The 23,212-nt window shown below is 63.4% G+C and carries 22 protein-coding genes and 1 pseudogene; 7 read left to right on the top strand and 16 right to left on the bottom strand.

Annotation, left to right across the window (positions count from 1 at the left end; all coding sequences use genetic code 11):
• Nucleotides 1-124 precede the first annotated feature (124 nt).
• The 6 genes and pseudogenes from AC1D1L_RS10595 to AC1D1L_RS10620 all read right to left on the bottom strand — a co-directional run bounded on the left by AC1D1L_RS10595 (nucleotide 125) and on the right by AC1D1L_RS10620 (nucleotide 5,767).
• A complete protein-coding gene (locus AC1D1L_RS10595; protein WP_477341048.1) occupies nucleotides 125-472 on the bottom strand; it encodes a DUF6867 family protein in 348 nt (115 codons plus the stop codon).
• Between the two features lie 112 nt (nucleotides 473-584).
• Complete coding sequence (locus AC1D1L_RS10600) at nucleotides 585-1,313, bottom strand: ABC transporter ATP-binding protein (protein WP_352592623.1); 729 nt, start codon at nucleotides 1,311-1,313, stop codon at nucleotides 585-587.
• An 11-nt stretch (nucleotides 1,314-1,324) separates the two neighbouring features.
• Nucleotides 1,325-2,431 (bottom strand): annotated as a pseudogene (locus tag AC1D1L_RS10605) (ABC transporter ATP-binding protein); the annotation flags it as partial.
• Nucleotides 2,431-4,026 (bottom strand): high-affinity branched-chain amino acid ABC transporter permease LivM, encoded by a 1,596-nt coding sequence (livM, locus tag AC1D1L_RS10610; RefSeq protein ID WP_477341050.1) that lies wholly within the window; start codon nucleotides 4,024-4,026, stop codon nucleotides 2,431-2,433. The pseudogene AC1D1L_RS10605 and the gene livM, both read right to left, overlap by 1 nt.
• A 4-nt stretch (nucleotides 4,027-4,030) precedes the next feature.
• Complete coding sequence (locus AC1D1L_RS10615) at nucleotides 4,031-4,933, bottom strand: branched-chain amino acid ABC transporter permease (RefSeq protein WP_112559711.1); 903 nt, start codon at nucleotides 4,931-4,933, stop codon at nucleotides 4,031-4,033.
• Nucleotides 4,934-5,380: 447 nt separating this feature from the next.
• The gene (locus AC1D1L_RS10620) at nucleotides 5,381-5,767 is read right to left on the bottom strand and encodes an ectoine synthase (RefSeq protein WP_477341053.1); all 387 of its coding nucleotides are present in this window, start codon (nucleotides 5,765-5,767) and stop codon (nucleotides 5,381-5,383) included.
• 133 nt (nucleotides 5,768-5,900) lie between these two features.
• On the opposite strand from AC1D1L_RS10620, the gene AC1D1L_RS10625 reads away from it, so the two are divergent.
• A complete protein-coding gene (locus AC1D1L_RS10625) occupies nucleotides 5,901-6,800 on the top strand; it encodes a LysR substrate-binding domain-containing protein (protein WP_477341055.1) in 900 nt (299 codons plus the stop codon).
• On the opposite strand, the gene AC1D1L_RS10630 is transcribed toward AC1D1L_RS10625, so the two are convergent.
• From AC1D1L_RS10630 to AC1D1L_RS10640, 3 genes are read right to left on the bottom strand one after another with little or no spacing between them, the layout of a single operon-like run.
• Entirely contained in the window at nucleotides 6,793-7,794 is a 1,002-nt protein-coding gene (locus AC1D1L_RS10630) for a 4-hydroxyproline epimerase (protein ID WP_477341057.1), read from the bottom strand. The two genes, AC1D1L_RS10625 and AC1D1L_RS10630, sit on opposite strands and share 8 nt — an antisense overlap.
• 13 nt (nucleotides 7,795-7,807) lie before the next feature.
• Nucleotides 7,808-9,226: an NAD(P)/FAD-dependent oxidoreductase gene (locus tag AC1D1L_RS10635; protein WP_477341059.1), complete on the bottom strand. Its 1,419-nt coding sequence runs from the start codon at nucleotides 9,224-9,226 to the stop codon at nucleotides 7,808-7,810.
• A gap of 45 nt (nucleotides 9,227-9,271) precedes the next feature.
• Nucleotides 9,272-10,165, bottom strand: coding sequence for a dihydrodipicolinate synthase family protein (locus AC1D1L_RS10640; RefSeq protein ID WP_477341061.1), 894 nt, complete (start codon nucleotides 10,163-10,165; stop codon nucleotides 9,272-9,274).
• 69 nt (nucleotides 10,166-10,234) lie between these two features.
• On the opposite strand from AC1D1L_RS10640, the gene AC1D1L_RS10645 reads away from it, so the two are divergent.
• Complete coding sequence (locus AC1D1L_RS10645; RefSeq protein ID WP_477341064.1) at nucleotides 10,235-10,924, top strand: GntR family transcriptional regulator; 690 nt, start codon at nucleotides 10,235-10,237, stop codon at nucleotides 10,922-10,924.
• 8 nt (nucleotides 10,925-10,932) lie between these two features.
• Here the strand turns inward: AC1D1L_RS10645 and AC1D1L_RS10650 are convergent, their stop codons facing one another.
• Nucleotides 10,933-11,205 carry a hypothetical protein gene (locus tag AC1D1L_RS10650; RefSeq protein WP_477341066.1) on the bottom strand — a complete coding sequence of 91 codons (273 nt, stop codon included), beginning with the start codon at nucleotides 11,203-11,205 and terminating at the stop codon, nucleotides 10,933-10,935.
• 268 nt (nucleotides 11,206-11,473) lie between these two features.
• Entirely contained in the window at nucleotides 11,474-11,797 is a 324-nt protein-coding gene (locus AC1D1L_RS10655) for a winged helix-turn-helix transcriptional regulator (protein WP_477341464.1), read from the bottom strand.
• A 158-nt stretch (nucleotides 11,798-11,955) separates the two neighbouring features.
• Between AC1D1L_RS10655 and AC1D1L_RS10660 the strand changes: the two genes are divergently transcribed.
• On the top strand, nucleotides 11,956-12,285 hold the full coding sequence (locus AC1D1L_RS10660; protein ID WP_477341068.1) for a nuclear transport factor 2 family protein: 330 nt from the start codon (nucleotides 11,956-11,958) through the stop codon (nucleotides 12,283-12,285).
• Complete coding sequence (locus AC1D1L_RS10665) at nucleotides 12,282-13,082, top strand: SDR family oxidoreductase (protein ID WP_477341070.1); 801 nt, start codon at nucleotides 12,282-12,284, stop codon at nucleotides 13,080-13,082. Before AC1D1L_RS10660 ends, AC1D1L_RS10665 begins: the two co-directional genes overlap by 4 nt.
• Nucleotides 13,083-13,146: 64 nt before the next feature.
• Here the strand turns inward: AC1D1L_RS10665 and AC1D1L_RS10670 are convergent, their stop codons facing one another.
• Nucleotides 13,147-14,643 carry a CoA-acylating methylmalonate-semialdehyde dehydrogenase gene (locus AC1D1L_RS10670; RefSeq protein WP_477341072.1) on the bottom strand — a complete coding sequence of 499 codons (1,497 nt, stop codon included), beginning with the start codon at nucleotides 14,641-14,643 and terminating at the stop codon, nucleotides 13,147-13,149.
• Nucleotides 14,644-15,019: 376 nt separating this feature from the next.
• On the opposite strand from AC1D1L_RS10670, the gene AC1D1L_RS10675 reads away from it, so the two are divergent.
• The 3 genes from AC1D1L_RS10675 to AC1D1L_RS10685 all read left to right on the top strand — a co-directional run bounded on the left by AC1D1L_RS10675 (nucleotide 15,020) and on the right by AC1D1L_RS10685 (nucleotide 18,629).
• Nucleotides 15,020-15,901 carry a LysR family transcriptional regulator gene (locus tag AC1D1L_RS10675; protein ID WP_192252482.1) on the top strand — a complete coding sequence of 294 codons (882 nt, stop codon included), beginning with the start codon at nucleotides 15,020-15,022 and terminating at the stop codon, nucleotides 15,899-15,901.
• 137 nt (nucleotides 15,902-16,038) lie between these two features.
• On the top strand, nucleotides 16,039-16,479 hold the full coding sequence (locus AC1D1L_RS10680) for a hypothetical protein (RefSeq protein ID WP_477341074.1): 441 nt from the start codon (nucleotides 16,039-16,041) through the stop codon (nucleotides 16,477-16,479).
• A complete protein-coding gene (locus AC1D1L_RS10685) occupies nucleotides 16,476-18,629 on the top strand; it encodes a phospholipase D-like domain-containing protein (protein ID WP_477341076.1) in 2,154 nt (717 codons plus the stop codon). The genes AC1D1L_RS10680 and AC1D1L_RS10685 overlap by 4 nt, the downstream gene beginning before the upstream one ends.
• A 3-nt stretch (nucleotides 18,630-18,632) precedes the next feature.
• On the opposite strand, the gene AC1D1L_RS10690 is transcribed toward AC1D1L_RS10685, so the two are convergent.
• The 4 genes from AC1D1L_RS10690 to AC1D1L_RS10705 form a co-directional block, all read right to left on the bottom strand.
• Nucleotides 18,633-19,889, bottom strand: a complete 1,257-nt coding sequence (locus AC1D1L_RS10690; RefSeq protein ID WP_477341078.1) for a D-amino acid dehydrogenase — start codon at nucleotides 19,887-19,889, stop codon at nucleotides 18,633-18,635.
• A gap of 99 nt (nucleotides 19,890-19,988) precedes the next feature.
• Entirely contained in the window at nucleotides 19,989-21,098 is a 1,110-nt protein-coding gene (gene alr / locus AC1D1L_RS10695) for an alanine racemase (protein ID WP_477341080.1), read from the bottom strand.
• Between the two features lie 311 nt (nucleotides 21,099-21,409).
• Nucleotides 21,410-21,922, bottom strand: a complete 513-nt coding sequence (locus AC1D1L_RS10700) for an RNA pyrophosphohydrolase (protein WP_352592661.1) — start codon at nucleotides 21,920-21,922, stop codon at nucleotides 21,410-21,412.
• Nucleotides 21,923-21,953: 31 nt separating this feature from the next.
• Nucleotides 21,954-23,132 carry a divergent polysaccharide deacetylase family protein gene (locus tag AC1D1L_RS10705; protein ID WP_477341083.1) on the bottom strand — a complete coding sequence of 393 codons (1,179 nt, stop codon included), beginning with the start codon at nucleotides 23,130-23,132 and terminating at the stop codon, nucleotides 21,954-21,956.
• Nucleotides 23,133-23,212 lie beyond the last annotated feature (80 nt).

The following is a 23,212-nucleotide window of genomic DNA, read 5'->3' on the forward strand; positions in this document are numbered from 1 at the left end:
TTTACGAGGTGGGCGTGGATGATACTTTCATGCGATGCCCACCCTTATCGCAGAAAGCGTACTTTGCCGATTTTCAGGCCCTTGTCACGCCGATTCATCCCCGAAACGGCGTTAATGGTGAACGTCAACCTTTCGGCTTCCAGCTTAAGATCGAAGCACGTTCGTAAAGCCAATTATACTGCGTCACCATCTGGTTGGTGCGCGTGTATTGATAGCCGACAAATCCCAATATCATGAGCACGATTGTGTCCACGACATAGTATTGCAGCGAAAACATCGTGCCGCCGAACAGGGCATGATGAATGAACCTTATGCCGATGCCGAGCCCCAGCAGGTAGGCGAACAGCGCCGGCAGGCTGCGCCATGTCTGGGCGCTTGCCTTGCCGGTCATCCATGCCGCCCAACCGCCGAGCAGGCAAGTGACGAAGAAGAACTGCCAGATTGACGATTCCTCGTAGAGAATGCCTTGCATGGTGAAGACTCCCTAACATGACCCCGAAAAGTTGCAGACTTTTCGGACAAAGGTCATGCGACAAACAAACAACCTGGAGCGGAGTACTGTATGCATACATTCCACTCCAAACTCAGTGATGGCCGCCTTCGAGATAGGCCGCGCGCACTTCCGGATTGGCGAGCAATTCCTTGCCGGTGCCGCTCATGGTCACGTTGCCGTTGACCATGACATAGCCGCGCGTGGCGAGCTTGAGCGCGCCGAAGGCGTTCTGCTCGACCAGGAACACAGTCAGCCCTTGCGTGCGGTTCAGCTCGCGGATGGCGTCGAAGATCTGCTTGACGATCAGCGGCGCTAGGCCAAGCGACGGCTCGTCGAGCAGGAGCAGCTTCGGCCGCGCCATCAGCGCGCGTCCGATCGACAGCATCTGCTGCTCGCCGCCCGACAGCGTCCCGCCACGCTGGGCAATGCGCTCCTTGAGGCGCGGGAACAGTGTGAACACCTTCTCGGCATCCTCGTCATAGTGCTTGAGGTTGTCGAGACCGGCGCCCATCTGCAGGTTTTCCATCACCGTCATGCGCGGGAAAATGCGCCTGCCTTCCGGCGACTGCGCGATGCGCATGCGCGCGATCTCGTGCGTCGGCATCTGGGTGATGTCGGTGCCGGCGAAAGTGATGGTGCCGGAACGGGCCCGCGGCGCCCCGAAGATGGTCATCATCAGCGTCGACTTGCCGGCGCCGTTGGCGCCGATCAGCGCGACGATCTCGCCCTGGTTGACGTGGACATTGACGCCGTTCAGCGCCTTGATGTTGCCGTAGTAGGTCTCGACGCCCTTGATGTCGAGCAACGTTGTCTCGGCCATCACTTACGCCCTCCGCGCGGCTTGGATGTCGGGGATTTCCCGGCGGGCTTGGCCGTGGCCCGCTCGGTCGGTTTTCTCGGCGCGACGTTGGCCTTTGCATCGAATTGAGCTGCCTTCGAGGCGCCCTTCGACACCGTGACCCGCTCGCCCTCGCTGTGGCCGATCGTGTCGCTCACCGGGCCGGCGAGATAAGACGACGACGTGCCTGGTCCGTGCGCTGTGTCAGGCCCTATGTCCAACTGCTCGATGACGTCTTCATCGCCGACCTCGGTCAGCACCGTCTCGACCTCCTCGTCGTCGACGCCGAGATAGGCGGCGATGACGCGTGGGTCGGTGCGCACCGATTGCGGGCTGCCGTCGGAAATCTTGCGGCCATATTCGAGCACCACGACATGGTCGGAAATCTGCATGACCACCGACATGTCGTGCTCGATCAGCAGGATCGAGGTGCTGCTCTTGATGTCCATCAGCAGCGAATTGAGCGCGGCCGATTCCTTCGGATTGAGACCGGCCGCCGGCTCGTCGAGGCACAGAAGCTCGGGCCCCGTGCACATGGCGCGCGCGATCTCGAGGCGCCGCTGCGCGCCATAGGGCAAATCGCCGGCCGGATCGTCGGCGCGATCGACAAGATCGGCCTTCTCCAGCCAGTGCTTGGCAAGCTCAACCGATTCGGCCGAGGCCCTGCGGTAGCCGCCGATCCCGAACAGGCCCAGGATCGTATAGCCCGATGCCTTCATCAGCTTGTTGTGCTGGGCAACCAAGAGGTTCTCCAACAGCGTCATGCCCGAGAACAGGCGGATGTTCTGGAAGGTGCGCGCCACCTTGGCGCGCGCCGGGATCTCGTGATTGGGCAGCCGTTCGAGCAGGAAGCTCGAGCCGTCGGCACCGTTGAGCGTGATCATGCCTTCCGACGGCTTGTAGAAGCCGGTGATGCAGTTGAACACGGTGGTCTTGCCGGCGCCGTTGGGTCCGATCAGCGCGGTGATCTCGCCGCGCTTGGCCTGGAAGGACAGGTCGCCGATGGCGACCAGGCCGCCGAACTTCATCGACAGATGCTCGACCTGGAGAATGGCGTCTTTCATACCCGGATTGGCCTTCTGAATCGAACTCGCATTCATCAGCCGTGTCCTTCCTTGGTGAAGGAACTGGAGACCGCTCTTCGCTCCTTGAGGAAGGCTGTCGGTTCACGACTACCGACGAAGCCGCGCGGCTTCCACAGCATGACGATGACCATGGCCATGCCGAACAGAAGCATGCGGTAAAGCTCCGGCGTGAAATCCTTGCCGAAGACCTGCTTGAGAAAGTCGAGTTCCCGCAGTGCCTCGGTGCCGCCGATCATCACCATTGCGGCGACCGCGATACCGACCAGCGAGCCCATGCCACCGAGCACAACGATGGCCAGGATGATCGCCGATTCCAGGAAGACGAAGGATTCAGGGCTGACGAAGCCCTGCCGTGCGGAGAAGAAGGCGCCGGCAAAACCGCCGAACATGGCGCCGGTGGCAAAGGCGGTGAGCTTGGTGGTGGTGGTGTTGATGCCGAGCGAGCGGCAGGCGATCTCGTCCTCGCGCAGTGCCTCCCAGGCGCGGCCGACAGGCATGCGCCTGAGCCGGATCGTGACGAACGCGGTCAGCAGCGCCAGCGCCAGGATCAGATAGTAGAGGAAGATCTTGTAGTAGGCGCTCGACTGGGCGATGTGCAGCACCTTGCCGATATAGTTCGGGTCCGTCGAATTGAACGTCATCAGGCCGAAGAACGTGACCTTCGGGATACCGGAGATGCCGGCCGAGCCGTTGGTGACTTCACGCCAGTTGATCAGCACCAGGCGGATGATCTCGCCGAAGGCCAGAGTGACGATCGCCAGGTAGTCGCCACGCAGCCGGAGCACAGGAAAGCCGAGCATCACGCCCCAGAAGGCGGCCATGGCGCCGGCTGCCGGCAGCAGGATCCAGAACGACAGGCCGTAGTGAGAGCCGAGCAGCGCATAGGCGTAGGCGCCGACCGCGTAGAAGGCGACGTAGCCGAGATCGAGCAGGCCGGCGAGGCCGACGACGATGTTCAGCCCCCAGGCCAGCATCACATAGATCAGGATCTGTATGCCGAAATTGTCGATCCACTTCAGCGAGCCCTGCAGCCCGCCGACGAACGACCACGACATCAGCGACAACACGCCGACGACCAGGATCGGATAGAGCACCAATGCGGTGATCCCGAGCTTGGTGAAATTGTCATGGATGTAGGCGCGGAAGTAGAAGATCACACAGGCCAGCGCATAGATGACGGCCAGCGCGCGCAGGAACTGCAGATAGCCGGCCAGACCATCGCCTACCAGGCCCGGCAAGGCGCCGCCGAACACAAACAGTATCGCTGCCAGCACGATGGCCACGATGAAGGCCGGAAGCAGGAAGAAGCGCGACGCCACGCTGGCCGGCAACAGACCGGTGGCGACATTGGCGATCTTCTGATTGGCCATGAAGGGCTGGCCATAGGCAATGTAGAAGAAGCGGCCAAGCATGGTCAGCACGACCACGGTGATGAGCAGCCACCAGCGCGTCACTAGGATCAACTGGTTGCTGATGTTCTGGTCGGTCTTCAGGCCGATGAACAGAACGAACAGGCCCAGCGAGATGGCACCGGCATAGAGCGCCTCACGAAATGCGCGCTGCACGGGGGAGGCGACGGTGTCGCGCTCCGAGGATACGGTAACCGCCATTGTCTCAGACCTTTTCGACTTCTGGCCGGCCCAAAATGCCGGAAGGCAGGAAGATCAGCACGATCGCCAGGATGGAGAACGCCGCGACGTCCTTGTAGTCGATCGAGAAATAGGCCGACCACATGCTTTCGATGAAGCCGATCAGCAGCCCGCCAAGCACGGCGCCCGGCAGAGACCCGATGCCGCCGAGAACGGCCGCGGTGAAGGCCTTGACCCCCGGCACGAAGCCGTCGGAGAAGGCGATAACGCCGTAATACATCAGGAACAGCGTGCCGGCGACGGCCGCAAGCGCTGCGCCCATGATGAAGGTGATCGAGATCGTACGGTCGACGTCGACGCCGAGCAGCGCGGCCATCTTGCGATCCTGTTCGCAGGCGCGCTGGGCGCGGCCAAGCGAGGTCCTGTTGACCAGGTACCAGAACAGCGCCAGCAGCAGCGCGGTGACGATGACGATAATGATCTGCTTCAGCGACACGCTGATGCCATTGATGTTGTAGACCTGGCTGACCATCGGCGGGATCGGCTTGTTGCGCGGACCCTGCGTCACCTGGATGAAGTTCGACAGCGCGATCGACATGCCGATGGCGGTGATCAGCGGCGCCAGCCGGAACGACCCGCGCAGCGGCCGGTAGGCCACCTTCTCGATCGTCCAGTTGTAGAGGCTGGTGAGCAGCATCGCCACGATCATCATGATCAGCAGCGCCAGGACGATCGGCACCGAATAGAACAAGGAGCCGAGGATGAGGAAGACGACGAGGGCGGCGAATGCCCCGACCATGAAAATGTCGCCGTGGGCGAAGTTGATCATGCCGATGATGCCGTAGACCATCGTGTAGCCGATTGCGATCAGCCCATAGATCGATCCCAGCGTCAGCCCATTGATAAGCTGCTGGACAAAGTACTGCATGTGTACATGGCTCCCCTGGAATGTCGCCCATGCAGACGCATTCCTTTTCGTATTTCCCCTAGTCGTAAAGTTTCGAGCCCGGATTGCAACGTGATTTTTCAAACGTCGTGCGTGTTTTGCCGGCACGCCTTCCGTTTGCCCGTTTTTTTGCTCCCGACCCCTGGACTATCGCGGACCCTATCATTGGCATAACGCAATGTCTTTGACGATTCAGCCGGACCATGCACCTCATTTCGAAGAAATCGCCGTCAAAATTAGGTGATGAGACGATTCGTTGCGTTGCCGGCATGCTTCGTTTTTTAGCCACATTCCTTTCCTTAGGGGCAAGATTCTTGCCGCTTGGCCTTGGCTGTGCGCAAGTGGATCGTGATGGTCGATAGAAGACAGTGTAAGAAACCGGGCTTCCAGGCCCGCCCGCCGGGCACGGAAGCGACTACGTGTCTGTGATCAGTAGGCGGATCCACCGTCGTCGCTCAGCGCATGCCGCTCCGTGCCCTTCAAGGGCGGATTGAAAACGCTGACCAGGATCATGTCGCCTGCGGCGTCGGCCCGCAGATAATGCTCGTCATGCTCATTGAGGACATAGATCGTACCCGGCTCTATACGATGCACCGCGCCGGACATGTCCTCGACCTCGCCGGCGCCGGCGATGCAATAACAGGCCTCGAAATGCCTGACATAGTGGAGGCGCGATTCGCTGCCTGCGCGCACGACAGTGTGGCAGACGGTGAAGCCCATGCCGTCCTGCTGGGTCAGCAACCGGTGGCTGGTGCCATTGCCCCAATTCACGAAGAAGTCAGATTTTTCTACATCATCCAATTGTCTGGTGAACATGACGATTTCCCTGCGGATGCCGGCCAAGGACCGGGAAGTTGCGGATGGATTGGTGATCCACGGCAGAGATGCTGCATGCCGGGCGGACTTTCAAATGATTGCTTCTCACCGGTCATGTTAGTAAATCTTACAGATGGACTACATTCCGCTGAATGCCATCCGGGCCTTTGAGGCTGCCTCCCGCCGCTTGAGCTTTTCCGCTGCCGCCGAAGAGTTGCATGTGACCCATCCGGCGATCAGTCACCAGATAAGGCGCCTGGAGGAGTGGCTGGGCGTGCCTCTGTTCCACCGCGACGCGCGCAAGGTAAGGCTGACCGATGCCGGCGTGATCCTGCAGGCGTCAGCGAGCGCAGCCCTTGCCGAACTCGGCGCCACCTGCCGGCGCATCCGGCGCAATGCCGCGGCGGCGACGATTTCTGTCGGCTGCATCCCGTCCATCGCCAGCCGCTGGCTTGTGCCCCGCCTGCCAGCCTTCACCGCCAGTCACCCCGACATCGGCATGCGCGTCGCCTATGCCAAAGCCGAGGACAGGCTTGGCGATGGCGACAATGATGTGCTGATCACGCTCGGCGCCGATCCGACGCCCGGCGTCACCAGCCTGAAACTGTTTTCGCGCCTCAACCGCCCAGTGTGCAGCCCCTACTATCTGGCCGGCAGGGAGCATCTCAGGACACCTGCCGGGATCGCCGGCGCCGACCTGCTGCACGACGAGAACCGCCAGGGCTGGAGCGATTGGTTTGCCGAGGCCGGACTGGCCAAGGTCGATGTCGGCAACGGGCCGGTCTTTGCCGACTTCAACATCCTTGCCACCGCGGTCATCGCCGGGCATGGCGTGGCGCTATGCCCGGTCGATGTCTTTCGCGACGAACTGAAGCGCGGCGACCTGGTGGTCCTGTCCGACATATCGACGAACCGCGACAAGGCTTATTTCCTGACCATGGCGGCGAATGCCTCCCCCGCCGCACTCACCTTCGCCGACTGGTTTCGTCGGGAAGTCTCGGTCGATGCCGAGGGCAACCAGCCCGCTACTTGACGACGAACCCATGCGCGAACGGATCGCGGTCGTCGATGAAGATAGTGTTCAGACCGGTCATCCGCGCCCAGCCGCCGATCGAAGGGATGATGGCCGGCTTACCGGCAACGGTGACGTCCTTTTCGACCTTACCCTTGAACAGCGAACCGATGATCGATTCATGGACGAAGCTGTCGCCGGCCTTGAGCTTGCCCTTGGCGTGAAGCTGCGCCATGCGTGCCGAAGTGCCTGTGCCGCAGGGCGAGCGGTCGATCGCCTTGTCGCCATAGAAGACGGCATTGCGCGCATCGGCGCCCGCCACCGTCGGCTTGCCCGTCCACAGCATGTGCGACAGCCGGTTGATCTCAGGATTTTCCGGATGCACGAACGAATACTTCTCGTTGAGCCGCTGCCGCACCACCGGGCTCCAGGCGATGAAATCGCCGGCGGAATAGTCAGCCATGTCATGGTAATTCGCCTGCGGTTCGACGATGGCGTAGAAATTGCCGCCATAAGCGACATCGACGGTAATCTCGCCAAGCTGCGGACACTCCACCGTCAGCCCTTCCGCATAAAGGAAGGACGGCACATTGGTGATACGCACCTCTTCGACATAATCACCAACCTGTTTGTACTCGGCGATGACCAGCCCGGCCGGCGTGTCGAGCCTGAGCACACCAGGCGTTTTCGGCTTGATCAGCCCATGTTCGATGGCCATCGTCACCGTGCCGATCGTGCCGTGGCCGCACATCGGCAGGCAGCCCGATGTCTCGATGAACAGGATGGCGATGTCGCAATCCTCGCGCGTCGGCGGATAAAGGATCGAGCCCGACATCACGTCATGGCCGCGCGGCTCGAACATCAGCCCGGTGCGGATCCAGTCATACTCCGCCAGGAAATGCGCTCGCCGTTCCATCATCGTCGACCCCTCGAGCAAGGGTCCGCCGCCAGCGACCAGCCGCACCGGATTGCCGCAAGTATGGCCGTCGATGCAGAAGAAGGATTTTTTGGCCATGATTTCCTCGAACTCAAAACCGTTGCGGGCTGAAGGGGGTAAGATCGATCGGCGAAGTCTGCCCGAGAACGAGATCGCGGATCAAGCGGCCGCTGGCCGCCGCCTGGGTCAGGCCGAGATGGCCATGGCCAAAGGCGTAGACAACGTTGGGCGCAGTGCGCGCCGTGCCGATGACCGGCAGCGAATCCGGCAGCGACGGACGATAGCCCATCCATTCGCGGCCGCCTGACGGGTCCAGCCCCGGAAGGAATTGTCGGGCTTTTTCCAGCATCGCCTTCGAGCGTGCAAAATTCGGCGGCCGGTCAAGTCCGCCCAACTCGACGGCGCCGCCGACGCGCAAGCCAGTGTCGAGCGGCGTGATGACGAAACCGTGGCCGGAGAAGATCAGCATCCGCTGCACGGCGAAGGCGGTCTTCGGCAATGTCGTGTTGTAGCCGCGCTCGGTCTCCAGCGGGATAATGTCGCCGAGGTTCTTGGCCAGCAGATGCGACCATGCCCCGGCCGCGACGACGAGGTGCCTCGCCTGCCTGGTCGTACCGTCGGCCAGTGTCAGCATCGCGCCGCCATCATTGGTCGCGACGCGCTCGATGCGTGCTTTTTCGAAACGCGCGCCCAAACCTTCGGCATAGGCCCAGACCGCCTTGCCGAGTAGTTTCGGGTCGGCGACGGTCTTCCATCCCGGCACGAACGTGCCCTTGATGAAGCGCGGCGACAACCCAGGCTGCAGCCGCGCCAGTTCCTCGCCTTCGACATGGCGAAAGCCGATGCCGAAGCGCTCTCGCGCCACCCAGCCGGACAGTCCGGCCTGGAACTCTGCCTCGCTTTCGTAAAGTTCCAGCGAACCATCCTCGTGCAGCATCGGCCCCGTGCGGGACCGCTCGAGCAACCCTATCCATTCGGCCTCGGCGAGCCTCATCATGCCCGCCTGTGCCACAAGGCTCGCCTCATAATGCCGCGGCGCGCCAGCGCGCCAGAAGCGGAACAGCCATGGCAGGAGCTTCGGCAGATAGGCCGGTGGGATGCTGAGCGGTCCGAGCGGATCGGCAAGCCATTTCGGCAATTGCCGCATCATGCCCTTATGCGCCATCGGTAGCACATCGGAGAAGGCGAAGGCGGCGGCATTGCCGGAGCTGGTTTCCTCGCAAATGCCAGTCCGGTCGAAGATGGTGACGCTGCGCCCGGCCTCAGCCAGCAGGGCTGCGGCGCAGATACCGACAATGCCGCCACCGACAATGGCGATGTCTTCCCCTTCTCCCCGCTCACGGGGGTGAGGAGTGGTCCGCGCAGCGGACGAAAAGCCAATTGCTTGGCTTTCCGAACGACGAACGCCCGGAGCGCCAGCGAAGGGCTGCGGTGCCCGAAGGGCGGATGAGGGGCGGCGCCCCGCCTCTGCCGATTTGGAATTTCCTTGCACGCTGGCGCTGCCCCTCATCTGGCTGCCGCCATCTTCTCCCCGTGAACGGGGAGAAGAAAGCTTTCACAACGTCGGCAGCTTCGGCCGTGCCGCCAATGCGTCCTTGACAATCTTCTCGACTGTCTTGCGGCGCTCGCCTGACAGCGGCTGGCGCGGCATGCGCACGCGGTCGTTGGTCTGGATGGCGAACACTTCGGCAAGCTTGATGTTTTGTACCAGATAGGTCGACACGTCGAGATCGAGCAGCGGCCGGAACCAGCGGTAGATCGAAAGCGCCTCCTCGCGGCGGCCCCGCTTCATCAACTGGAAGATGGCCACCGTCTCGCGCGGGAAGGCCGTGACCAGACCCGCTACCCAGCCGATGGCGCCGACCGACAGCGCCTCGAAAGCGAGATTGTCGACGCCGGTGAAGAGGTCGTAGCGGTCGCCGAAGCGGTTGATGATCTCGGTCGAACGCCTGATATCGTCGGACGATTCCTTGATGGCGACGAAGCGCTTGTCGGCGGCCAGCTCCTCCATCTGGTCGACGGCGACGTCGACGCGGTAGGCGAGCCGGTTGGAGTAGATCATCACCGGCAGGTCGCCGGCCTGGGCGACGGCGCGCAAGGCGGCGACCGTCTCTTCCGGGTTGGTGTGATAGATCGGGCTCGGCACCACCATCAGTCCGTTGGCGCCTTCCCGGCTCGCGCGCTTGGCGATGCTTGCCGCCTCGCGGGTGCCGGCCTCGTTGACCGTCAGCAGCACCGGCTTGTTCCCGGCGACTTTCTGTGCCGTCTTCAGCACCTCGATCTTTTCGTCATGCGACAGCATCGGGCCTTCGCCGAGCGAGCCGCAGACGATGATGCCGTCGCAGCCGGCCTCCATCTGCAAGGCAAAGCAGCGCTCCATCTCGGCATGGTCGAGGCGGTCGTCAGCAGTGAATTTGGTCGTGACGGCGGGGAAAACTCCGGTCCACATAGCTGTCTCTCCATCTGATATATCAGCCGTATATCTGCTAAGAAATCCACTGTCAATGCGGAATCTGCTATGATATATCTAAAATATATCAGGAGCGAACCTTTGATATCCACCGACACTGCATCCCCAGAGCCGGCTGCCACCAAGGCCTATCGCGCGCTCGAACATATGATCGTGACGCTGGCACTGGCGCCGGCGAGCTTTGTCACCGAGGGCGCCCTAATCGAAAGGCTCGGCCTCGGCCGCACGCCAGTGCGCGAGGCGATCCAGCGCCTGGCCTGGGAAGGCTTGCTCGACATAAGGCCACGCGCCGGCATCGCCATTGCCCCGCTGCACCCCGGCGACTGGCTGCGCGTGCTTGACGCGCGCCGCGGCGTCGAGGTGGTGCTGGCACGCTCAGCCGCCCGTTTCGTCACCCGCGAGGCCGCCGACATGTTTCATGACGCAGCACTTGCCATGCAGAAGGCGGTCATCTCGGGCAACGTGCTGGCCTTCATCCAGGCCGACAAGGCGCTCGACGAGGCGCTGGCGCTGGCCGCCGACAACCCGTTCGCGGCGCGGCTGGCCGCGCCCTTGCAGACCCACAGCCGCCGCTTCTGGTTTCGCTACAAGGCCGATACGGGGCTCGCCGAATCCGCCGAGCACCATGTCGCGCTGATCCGCTCGATCCTGGACGGCGATGAGGAAGCCGCCGCCAAGGACGCCAAGCGCCTGATGGCGCTGCTGCGTGGCCATGCCGAGACGGCGGCGACGCGCTGAACGGGCGATCAGATCCCTTGCGCGGTGGCGATGGCGGTATTCTCCCATCCGTCACCGGTCGCGAAGATGCAGCTTCGGCCCTTCACGTCGGTCACCAGCATCGACCAGGTCCCATTTGCCGCAACATAGATCTCGACAATGGCGGCCTCGCCGACCACACCGTAGCCGATCTGCTTTTGTTGAAAGGCCTGCGCCAGCCCCGCGACGAGGTCGCTGTGGCCACCGCAGATAAATTGCGCCTGCCCCGATAGCGTCGACAGCGCCAGCGCGGTGCCGATCACGGCTATCCTGGTCCATCGAAACGAAAATTTGTGTGCCATTGGGCACCTCCTTCGCCTTGGCGTTCCGGCAAAGGGAGGCACATGGGGCAGCCTCAATATGCCGGAGCGTTCCAGGCCGGTTCCGACGTCTTCATCACGTCACTCCTTCTGGTTTTCCGGTCTGTCGTCAGGGAATTTTATCATTCCCTTGAATCGATATGGTGAGGCCCCGATCCGAAAACAAGCACCATTTCGAGGCCTGCGGCGCGTTGCAGGACAACGATCGGCGTCAGACTTCCGCCGGTTCGCGAAGTGCTGCCCATTTCAGCAAGGCATCGAGCGCCGGGCACAGGGCCTGACCCCAGTCGGTCAGACAATACTCGACCTTCGGCGGCACCTGGTGATGCACGATACGGCGAACGATGCCATGGGACTCCATCTGCCGCAGCTGCTGGATCAGCATCTTCTGCGAGATCGCCGGGATCGCCCGTTCGAGATCGGAGAAGCGTAGCACCTTGCCGCCGAACAGGTGGAACAGGATCACCAGTTTCCAGCGGCCTTCGAGGATTCGCAGCACATTCTCTACGCCGCTTGCAGCAGATGAGGGCGTCAGCGGCTCGACCTTGCTCTCAGGCTCAACCTTACTTTCGGGTAAGTACCTTACCTTTTCGTCGGTTCTTGTCATTTCCGCAGCATACCTCACTTTAGGGGCCGGACAAGCACCGCCGACGTCAAGCCGGCGGAGCGACAACCGGAACCGGAGACGAGATCATGACCGTAAAACTTCCCCAGTTGCTGGCGGATTATTTTGCTGCCAAGAACCGGCACGACATCGACGCCATGCTCACCCCCTTCGCACCGGATGCGACGGTTCGCGACGAAGGCGAAATCCATCAGGGGTCGGACGCCATCCGCGACTGGATGGATGCAACCACACGCAAATACCGGGTGACTGTCGAGGTCGCCGACGCGACGGCCAATGGTCAGGCATGGCGGGTCGCCGGCCTCGTCTCAGGTAATTTCCCCGGCAGCCCTGCGACGCTCCATTACAACTTCACGCTGGCGGGCGACCGGATCGCGCGGCTGGAGATCGGCGCATGACCATCGTCCAGAAATTTGCGGTCGACGCCCAGGAATTTGCCGGCAGTCGCGTTCTGGTCACCGGCGGCACCAAGGGTGCCGGCGAGGCCATCGTTGCCAGGCTTTCGGCGGCGGGCGCGCTGGTTGTCACCATCGCTCGTTCGGCAACCGAAGCATCATCGCCGAAGCTGTTCGTGCAGGCCGACGTCAGCACTCTGGCAGGGACCGAAAAAGTGGCCGCAAATGTCATGGAACAGCTTGGTGGCGTCGACATCATCGTTCACAGCGTCGGCGGTTCGAAGAGCCCAGGGGGAGGATTTGCCGGACTGTCGGAGCAGGCCTGGCAAGATGAACTAAACCTCAACCTGCTGGCGGCGGTGCGGCTCGATCGCCTGCTTGTCCCGCATATGATCGAGCAAGGCTCCGGCGCCATCGTCCATATATCGTCGATCCAGCGCCGCCTGCCGCTACACGAATCCACCATCGCCTATGCGGCAGCCAAGGCGGCCCTATCGACCTACAGCAAGGCGCTGTCCAAGGAGCTCGGGCCGAAAGGGATTCGCGTCAACACTGTGGCGCCGGGCTGGGTCCACACCCCGGCTTCAGAAGCCATGGTGAGGCGGCTGGCATCCCACTCGGGTTCGGACGAGGCAACCGCCCGCCAGGGCATCATGGATGCGCTGGGCGGCATCCCGATCGGCCGGCCGGCATGGCCGCAAGAGGTTGCGGAACTGGTGGCTTTCCTTGTTTCCGACCGCGCCTCGGCGATCCACGGCGCCGAATACGTCATCGATGGCGGCACGATTCCGACGGTGTGACGTCATGCAAAAAATCAGGGGCGCAACAAGGTTGCGCCCCTGATCGTGGAACAAGTACCAGACGTCAGTTCATCGTCGGGATGACGAATTCCGCGCCATCCTTGATGCCGGACGGCCAGCGCGACGTCACCGTCTTGGTCTTGGTGTAGAAGCGGAATGCGTCCGGGCCGTGCTGGTTGAGGTCGCCAAAGGACGACGCCTTCCAGCCACCGAACGTGTAATAGGCGATCGGAACCGGGATCGGCACGTTGACGCCGACCATGCCGACTTGAACTCGGGAAGCAAAGTCACGCGCGGCATCGCCGTCGCGGGTGAAGATGGCGACGCCATTGCCCATTTCGTGGTCGTTGGCGAGCTTGATGGCGTTCTCATAGGTCGGCGCGCGCACCACCGACAGCACCGGCCCAAAAATCTCTTCCTTGTAGATGCGCATGTCGGCGGTGACGTTGTCGAACAGGCAGCCGCCGATATAGTAGCCGTCCTCGTAGCCCTGCATGGAGAAGCCGCGGCCGTCGACGACCAGCTTGGCGCCTTCCTTGACGCCGATGTCGACATAGCCCTTGACCCGCTCCAGAGCTTGGCGCGTCACCAGCGGGCCGAAATCAGCGGAGGAATCGGTCGATGGGCCAACCTTTAGGCTTTCGACACGCGGGACCAGTTTTTCCATCAGCCGGTTGGCGGTGTCGTTACCGACCGGAACCGCCACCGAGATCGCCATGCAGCGCTCGCCGGCCGAGCCGTAGCCGGCGCCGATCAACGCATCGACCGTCTGGTCCATGTCGGCGTCGGGCATGATGATCATGTGGTTCTTGGCGCCACCGAAGCACTGCACACGTTTGCCGGCGGCCGTGCCGCGCGAATAGATGTAGTGGGCGATCGGCGTCGAGCCGACAAAGCCGATGGCCTTGATATCGGCATCGTCGAGAATGGCGTCGACGACATCCTTGTCGCCATTGACGACGTTGAGGATGCCGGCCGGCAGGCCGGCCTCGATGAACAGTTCGGCGATGCGCATCGGAACGCCCGGGTCGCGCTCCGAAGGCTTCAGGATGAACGCGTTGCCGCAAGCGATTGCCGGCGCGATCTTCCACAGCGGGATCATCGCCGGGAAATTGAACGGCGTGATGCCGGCGACGACGCCGAGCGGCTGGCGCATCGAATAGACGTCGATGCCGGGGCCGGCGCCGTCGGTGAATTCGCCCTTCATCATGTGCGGTGCGCCGATGCAGACTTCAACCACTTCGAGGCCGCGCTGGATGTCGCCCTTGGCGTCGGCGATGGTCTTGCCATGCTCGCGCGCCAGTATGTCGGCCAGTTCGTCATAGTCGCGGGCGACCAGTTCGAGGAATTTCATCAAGACGCGCACGCGGCGCTGCGGGTTGGTGGCGGCCCATTTCGGCTGCGCCTCCTTGGCATTCTCGACCGCCGCGCGCAGTTCCGCCGGCGAAGCCAGCGCCACCGTGCCGCGCACCGTGCCGTCCATCGGCTGCATGACATCCTGCTTGCGCCCGCTGGTCCCGGCGACATGCTTGCCGCCGATGAAATGACCGTATTCGATCATGGTTTCTCTCCCTGAGTTTGTGATGGTGCATTCAACGCCTTTGCAGGCGCGAAGGCAACGCGAGGGAGAACGCAACCGTTGTGCGGCAAATAGACAACAGCCGATGAGTGTGCATTAAATGCCGCAAATAGCGATGTTCTGTTGATTGGCAGCAAGGATAGAGAGTTGCGATCCTTCACACCCCCCTCTGGCCTGCCGGCCATCTCCCCCGCAAGGGGGGAGATCAGCAGCGTCAGCGACGGTGCCTTTCTTTCAGCGGTCAAGATTGGCGAAAGCCGGAGTGACATCCAATCTCCCCCCTTGCGGGGGAGATGGCCGGCAGGCCAGAGAGGGGTGGGCGGGAACGCGGCGCTCGCCACTAAATCGGACCATCCGCATGAACTGGGATGACGTCCGCATCTTCCTCGCCGTGGCCCGCGCTGGCCAGATCCTCGGTGCCGCCAAGCGCCTCGAGCTCAACCACGCCACCGTCTCACGCCGCATCGCGGCGCTCGAGGATGCGCTGCGCACAAAACTCTTTCGCCGGCTCACCACCGGCAGCGAGCTGACGCCGGCCGGCGAGCGCTTTCTCGACATTGCCGAGCGAATGGAGGGCGACATGATCGCTGCGCGCTCAACCGTGTCGGGCGAAGGCGACGATATTTCCGGCACGGTGCGCATCGGCGCGCCCGACGGGTTCGGCGTCGCCTTCCTCGCCACGCGTCTCGGTGCGCTGACGGCGCTGCACCGCGAACTGACCATCCAGCTGGTGCCGGTGCCGCGTTCCTTCTCGCTGTCACGGCGCGAGGCCGACATCGCCATCACCGTCGAGCGGCCGAGCGAAGGCAGGCTGGTGGCGGGAAAGCTGGTCGACTACACGCTCGGCCTGTTTGCCTCGCGCGCCTATGTTGAGGCACATGGCCTGCCGCGGACATCAGCGGAACTTAGCCAGCATACATTGATCGGCTATGTGCCGGACCTCATCGTCAGCCCATCGCTCGACTATGCGGCCGAATTCAGCCCGGACTGGCGCACCAGCTTTGCCATTTCCTCGGCCCTCGGCCAGGCCGAGGCGGTGCGCTCCGGCGCCGGCATTGGCATCCTGCACACCTTCGTCGCCCGCTCGATGCCGGAGCTGATCCCCGTCGACATCGTCGCGCCGATCCGCCGCGCCTACTGGCTGGTCTATCATGAATCGGTTCGCCCTCTCCGCCGCGTGCAGATCGTCGCCAACTTCATCACCAAGGCGGTGGAGAGGGAGCGCGGGCTGTTCGTGTAGGCTATCGCCTTTCCCTTGCCATAAAATCCCCTTCCCTTGCCACGGAATCAGTGAGTGAGGCATCAGGCGCAGGATTTTGCCGCTGGTACGGTGGAGCGCCGGGTGGCACATTTTTCGGAAAGCTGGCGCGAATAACAATGCGAGCCGTTCTTGCCATCCTCCTGCTGGCCTGGCTTTCGGCCTGCGCCAACCCATGGACCAAGGTTCCGGAAGCCGAACTGCCCAAGCCGATCCGCATCGCGATGGCTCGCCCCTCGCCTTTCGTCTTCGGCAATTATTGCGGCCCGGGCACCCGCACCGGCGACCTCTCGGCCCGGCCGGTCGACCGTCTCGACAGCGCCTGCCAGATCCATGACGCCTGCTACATCGCGCGGCGCAACCATTGCGCCTGCGACGGCGCTTTGGTCGCCTCGGCAAAGGCAATCCGCGACGACAGGACGGCGCCGAAAAAGATGCGCGGCGGGGCCGAGCTTTTGATCGCCACCTTTGCGCTTCCCGTCTGCAAGGTCTTTCCGCAAGGCTTCCTGCCACCCCGCGACCCGGCCGAGCTGAAAACCATGAACGGGGCGGCGGGATGAACCGCGCCACTTGCCTGGTCCTGGCCGGGCTGGCGCTTATGGCGCTGGCCGCATGCGCTGGTCCGCTTAAACATAGCTGCGACTTCTTCCCTGGTAACGAGGACTGCGCGCGGCCCTCGCTGTCGGCCGACGCGCCAGGACCGCAAGTCGCTGCCACGCAGTTTTTCGGCGATGCCGGCACCAGCGACTACGAAAGGCAGTTTCTGGCGCTGCTCGCCCACAACCAGATCGGTGCCATGGACAGGGCGAACGGCACCGGTCCGTTCGGCCATGACCGCCATGCCATCGCCAACCGTGATTTCCAGGCCACCTACCTGACGCTGGAACGACTGGCGAAGCCGGTCGGCGCGGGGCAGATGCCAGCGGCGAGCGGCACGGCTGGCGAAGGCCATTTTGGCGGCCGCTGGCGGGTGTCGCGGCAGACGCTCTATATCGACGCCGCTGCCCGGCCCTCCGCGCCCAAGACGTTCAGCTTCTCCGGCCTGCAGGCGCGCTCGGTTGAGATCTTGCTGCGCCAGTCGGGAAAGCTGCCTGTCGACATATCCGGCGCCTGCGACGGCGCGCTGGCCATCCGCGCCGTCGGCGGTCCGCGCACCGTGGCGAGCGGCGCCGCACTCCGGCTCCGCCTGTCGGCCGGGCAAACCGCCAGCCTGTTCCCGAGCGATGGTCTTAACCGCTGCAGTCTCAAGGTCAGTTCCAGTCTGGCCCCGGCGGGGACGCCACTCACCATCCTGCGCGAAGAGGTCGCGTACCCGGCAATTGCCGCGCTCGACAGCCGCTATGAGCGCTGTCCGGTGCCCGATCCCTCCGGGCTGGAGGAGCTCGACCGTGTCTTCTATGCCGGTCGCTGGCTGTCGCAGACCTGCTCACTGCCGCTGGGGTCACCGCGCCTGCTCCGCAAGTCGCGCGACGGCTTCAACGCCAAGGTCGAGGCGCTGCTCGGCGTGCCGCTACCCGACAGCGCCTTCGACAAGGCCGATCCCGAACTGCCGCTCGACTTCTCGCGCGCGCCGAAACTCAAGCTGGTCTATCTGTCGTCACTGGAATTCAAGGCTGACTTTTCCGGCCGCGTCCTCGAGCGGCTGATCCGCCACCACGCCGCCCTCGGCACCAAGGTGCGCATCATGGTGACCGACGTGCTGGAGCGCGACAAGGACGACGCCCTACTGCACCGCCTGGCGGCCGACTACCCCAATGTCGAGTTGCAGGAATACCGCTGGCGAGCCGACCAAGGGGCGCCGATCGGCGAGCAGCTGTCGCAACTGCACAAGACCCACCACGTCAAGATGCTGGCGACGCTGGCCGAAAATCCCGCCCGCTCGCGCGTCATCATCGGCGGCCGCAACATCCATGATGGCTTCCTGTTCCATAAGCCGATCGACCTGTCGCGCTATCCCAACCTGGAGCAATACGGCAAGACAGACGGCTTCTCGCTGAACTACTATTCGAACTGGAGCGATTTCGACATCGAGTTCGCCGACCCGGCAACGGTCGAGATATTGGCTGCGCACCTCTCGACCTTGTGGTTGCGCGACGCCGACACCAACATTATCAGGCCTTTTTCCATTCCGGTGCGCACCGACGGCCGGCGCCCCCCAGGCACGGTGCGCCATTTCATCTCGGTGCCTTATGAGGACAACCACGCGCTGGAGACCTATTTCGTCGAGCTGATCGACACCGCAGAGCACCATATCGAGATCGTCAATCCCTACCTCAATCTGACACCGAAGCTCAGCCTGGCCATCGAGCGGGCACTGGCGCGTGGCGTCAGGATCGACATTATCGGCCGCATCGACCTCAAGGGCGACATTGGCGGCAAGTTGCTGACCGCGCTCAACAAGCTGTTCGTCGAGAAACATGGCGACCGCATCAACATCCGCGAATTCAAGGCGCCCGATGTCGTGCTGCATTCCAAGATCATGATGATCGACGAAAGGCTGGTGACGATCTCGTCGGTCAACCTCAACAACCGCAGCTTCTTCCACGACCTGGAGAACGGCATGATGGTGCTCGACCCCGCCTTCTACGCCAGAATGCAGCCGGTCTATGACGACTATGTCGCCCATTCGAACCCGGTATCGACCAAGGTGACGATCCCGTGGGCCTACCGATGGCTGTTCTCGAAGGGCTGGGTGAAGGAGGCGTTCTGATCCCTACCGCAAATACCGCTCCGGCCCCAACTCTCGCACATCGATATCCGGCACCTTGCTGGAGATGATGTCGGACAGCACCTTGGCCGAGCCGCAGGCCATCGTCCAGCCAAGCGTGCCGTGGCCCGTGTTGAGATAGAGGTTGGAGAACTCGGTGCGGCCGATCAGCGGCGGCCCATCCGGCGTCATCGGCCGCAGTCCGCACCAGAACGACGCGGCCTTGAGGTCGCCGCCATCCGGGAACAGGTCGCCGACCGAATGTTCGAGCGTGCGCCGACGCGATTCGTGCAGCCTAAGGTCGAAGCCGGAAATCTCCGCCGTGCCGCCGACGCGGATGCGGTCGCCTAGCCTGGTGATCGCCACCTTGTAGGTTTCGTCCATCACCGTCGATACCGGTGCAGCCGCCGCATCCTTGATCGGCACGGTGATCGAGTAACCCTTGACCGGATAGACCGGGATCGGACGCCTGAGCAGTCGCATGAAGCGTGCCGAATAGCTGCCCAAGGCCAGCACATAGGCGTCGGCTGCGCGCGAGCGCTGATCCGTTCCGAAGCTGACGATGCGATTGCGGTTCTTGGTGAAGCGCCTGATCTGCGTGCCGTATTCGAAGGTGACGCCACGCGCCACGCAGAGCTCGGCCAGCCGGTCGGTGAACATCTTGCAGTCGCCGGTTTCGTCGCCGGGCAATCTCAGCCCACCGACGAATTTTTCCCTCACGCCGGCCAGAGCCGGCTCGGCGGCGATGCAGCCATTGGGATCGAGCAGCTCGTAGGGCACGCCATATTTCTTCAGCACCTCGACATCGCCGCCGGTACCGTCGAGCTGCTTTTGCGTGCGAAACAGCTGCAGCGTGCCCTTGGTCCGCTCGTCATAAGCGATGCCGGTCGCCTCGCGCAGCGCCTTCAGCGTGTCGCGGCTGTATTCGGCGAGCGGCACCATGCGCGCCTTGTTGATGGCGTAGCGATCGGCAGTGCAGTTGCGCAGCATCTTGAGCAGCCACGTCCACATGTAAGGATCGAAGGCCGGTCGCACGACCAGCGGGCCATGCTTCATCAACAGCCATTTGATCGCTTTCAGCGGAATGCCGGGACCGGCCCAGGGCGAGGCGTAGCCGGGCGACACCTCGCCGGCATTGGCGAAGCTGGTTTCCAGCGCCGGCCCTTTCTGGCGGTCGAACACCGTGACCTCGTGGCCGGCCTCGGCGAGATAATAGGCTGTGGTGACCCCGATAACGCCGCCGCCCAACACGAAGATCTTCATCGCATCACTCTCCACGACGACATCTTATCCGAGCCTGAAGCCGTCGCCTCCTGTCTGCCGGATTTTGCCGCGTCCGCCAAGGGGCGGCGTGTCGCGCCTCTATTCGTTGATGTAGCAGCGATGAAAGCGCGGGCCGAGGCTGGTCAGGATTTCATAGCCGATGGTGCCGGCGTGGCCGGCCGCATCGTCGACGCTCTGCGAGGGACCCAGCAGCTCGACAAGGTCCCCCTCGCGCAAGCGGCCGGCCGGCAGCGCCGAGATGTCGAGGATGATCGAATCCATCGACACGCGTCCGACAAAGGGCAGCCTGACACCTTCGAACCAGGCGGCCGATGCGGCGCGCCGGTGCCAGCCATCGGCATAACCGAGCGAGATTGTCGCTGCGCGCAAGGGACGGCTGGCTAGAAAGGCATGGCCGTAGCCGACGCCCACGCCCTTTTCAATGCTGCGCGTCTGGATGATCTTTGCCTCGAGCCGTACCACCGGCAGCATCGGGTTCGCCTCGTCCGGCGTCGGGTTGATGCCGTAGAGCGCAGCACCTGGGCGGGCGAGGTCGTACCGATAGCGCGGCCCAAGAAAGATGCCGGAGGAATTGTCGAGCGACGCCGGCGCCTTGGGGAGCATTTTGCGCAACCGTTCGAATTCCCCGAGTTGCGCATCATTGGCCGCATTGGTGGGTTCGTCGGCCCGGGCCAGATGGCTCATGACCAGGACAACGTCGACGCCGGTGAAGGCATCGGCCGCAAGCGCCTCGACCTCCGCAGGCGCCATCCCCAGCCGTGACATGCCGCTATCGACCTGGATGGCCGCCTTGAGCTTGCGGCCGGCCTTTCGGCCGGCCTCGCTCCATGCCTTCAGTTGCCCGGCGCTGTTGATGACGGGCACAAGATCCGCCGCTATCGCTTCCGGCTCGGAGCCCGGCGGCAGCCCGTTCAGCACATGGATCGCTGGCTGCGGCCCGAGTGCCTCGCGCAGCGCGACACCCTCAGTGAGATGCGCGACAAAGAAGATGTCGCAGCCCTCTGCAACCAGTGCCGCCGCCACTTGCCGCGCGCCGAGCCCGTAACCGTCGGCCTTGACGACGCCGGCGCAGCGCACGCCGCCGAGCTTCGCCTTCAGCCGCCGGTAATTCTCTCGGACAGCGCCGAGATCGATGGTCAGGATCGCGCCGGCCGCCGCTTCGCTGATCGTATCTTTGGCTTTACACATCGCAGATCCGCTGAAGTCGGCGCTGCCCCTCATTGTCCTGCCGGACATTTCTCCCCGTATAGTGACGGGGAGAAAGGGCTGGCCTCTCCCTCAGCGCAGTTGTTGCAGCGTAGGCGCTTGGCGAAATCGGCGATGACAGCGCCCCTCTCCCCGTCCCTATACGGGGAGAGGATGCCGGCAGGCAGGTGAGGGACAGCACAAACGCTGCGATAGGAGGCCATTGCCCGGCGTCGTTCATATGTGTCTCGTAGCTGCGGGGTATCCCGATCAATAAAGCACGTATCCGGCACCTTGCGAACCGTCACATCCGCCTACGCGAGATGCCGGAACGCCGCCACCACGTCCTCATAGACCTTGCGTTTGAATGGCACGATCAGGCCGGGCAGGTCCTGCATCGGCCGCCAGGCCCATTCATCGAATTCGGCGGTATGGCCGCCGGGCGGCGGATTGATCTGGATTTCGCTGGTCTCGCCATGAAAGCGGTAGGCGAACCATTTCTGCGTCTGGCCACGATAGCGGCCCTTGAAGGCGATGCCGACCAGATCGGCCGGCAGATCGTAGTTGATCCAGTGCGGCGCCTCGGCCAGCAGCGTGACCGAGCGCATGCCGGTCTCCTCATAGAGCTCGCGCCCGGCCGCCTGCAGCGGCTCTTCGCCCTTGTCGATGCCGCCTTGCGGCATCTGCCAGAGCTGCTTCGTGCCGGCAAATTCGCTGTCCGGCTCGGCGATGCGATGGCCGACCCAGACCATCCCATCGCCATTGAGGATCATCAGTCCGACGCAGGGGCGGTAGGGCAGCGTCTCGGGATCGATCTTTTTAGCCATCAGTCAGGTCCAGCCGTTTCGGGAGTTCGCGCTAATTTTTTTCCGGGTCGATGGCCACCGCCGAGATCGGCACGATCTCGATGCCGCGCTTTTTCGCCTCGAGCACCCACGCCGCAACCGTGTCGACGGTGAGGTCGAAGGCCGAGCCGATGCCGACGGCGGAGCCTTTGGCGCGTGCGGTCGCTTCCAGCGCGTCGAGCTTTTTCAGGATGGCGCCACGGTCCTGCACGGCATCGATCGCCATATCGCCGGCGACAAACGGCACGCCGTCCTTCAAGGCGAGATCGGGCGCCAGGCTCCGCGCGGACGAGCCGTCGTCGATATAGGCAAGGCCGCGTTTGCCTAGCTCGGCCATGAACGGTCCCATCGCCGTCGGGTCGGCGGAAAAGCGCGCGCCCATATAGTTCATGACGCCGGTATAATTGGTGGTCCGCGACAGAGCCCAGCGCAGGCTCTTCAGGTTCTCGTCCGGGCTCGCCGCCACCGTCAGCGTGTTGCGGCCGGGATTGACGTTGGGGTAGTCGAACGGTTCGAGGGGCACCTGCATGACGACCTCATGCCCGCTCTGCCGTGCCGCCTGCATCCAGCGGCCGATGCTGTTGCCTTGCGGCGCAAAGGCTAGCGTCACTTCCGCCGGAAGCTTGGCGATTGCTGCCTGGGTTCCGGTCTGCGACACGGCAAGCCCACCGATGACAATCGCCACGCGGGCGCCGCGCGACCCGGACCACGGCCGCGCATAGACGTCGAACGGCCGCCTGCCGTCGGCGGCGCGTACCGGCAGCGGGCCGGTGTCGCTGGCCTCGATCAGCGCCTTGTCAGGAATATGCGCGATCTTCAGATTCTGACCGATCGTCGACGGGTCATGGATGACGATGGCCGCATTCGCTGGACCGTCGCCCTCCGGGGTCTGCACATGGATGATCTGCGGCCCGGCTGTCTTGGGCGGCGTTTCCGCCTTCGGCGCGGCGGGCTCGGCAGTCGGTGCCGCCGCGGCAGGCTCCGCAGCCGCCGTCACCTTCGGCGTCGAGACCGCCGCCTGTTCGGGCTTGCGGAACGGCTTTTCGCGAAGCGCGATCGCGCCGGAGATGCCGAGCGCGGCCAGGACGACCAGCGTCGTCGCGACAGTACCGGTGCTCAACCCGCGCGACGCAGCGCGCGGCCGGACGGTCTGTCCGAGCGGGCGTTCTATGTCCTTGCCGATGTCAGCCAAGCCGTATCCCCGGGCGCATGATCAGCGAACCTTTTCGCCATGCGCAGATCCAAAACTGACGGCGCGTCCTCGGCGCGCCT

The organism is Mesorhizobium sp. P2_D6 (assembly GCF_056404315.1).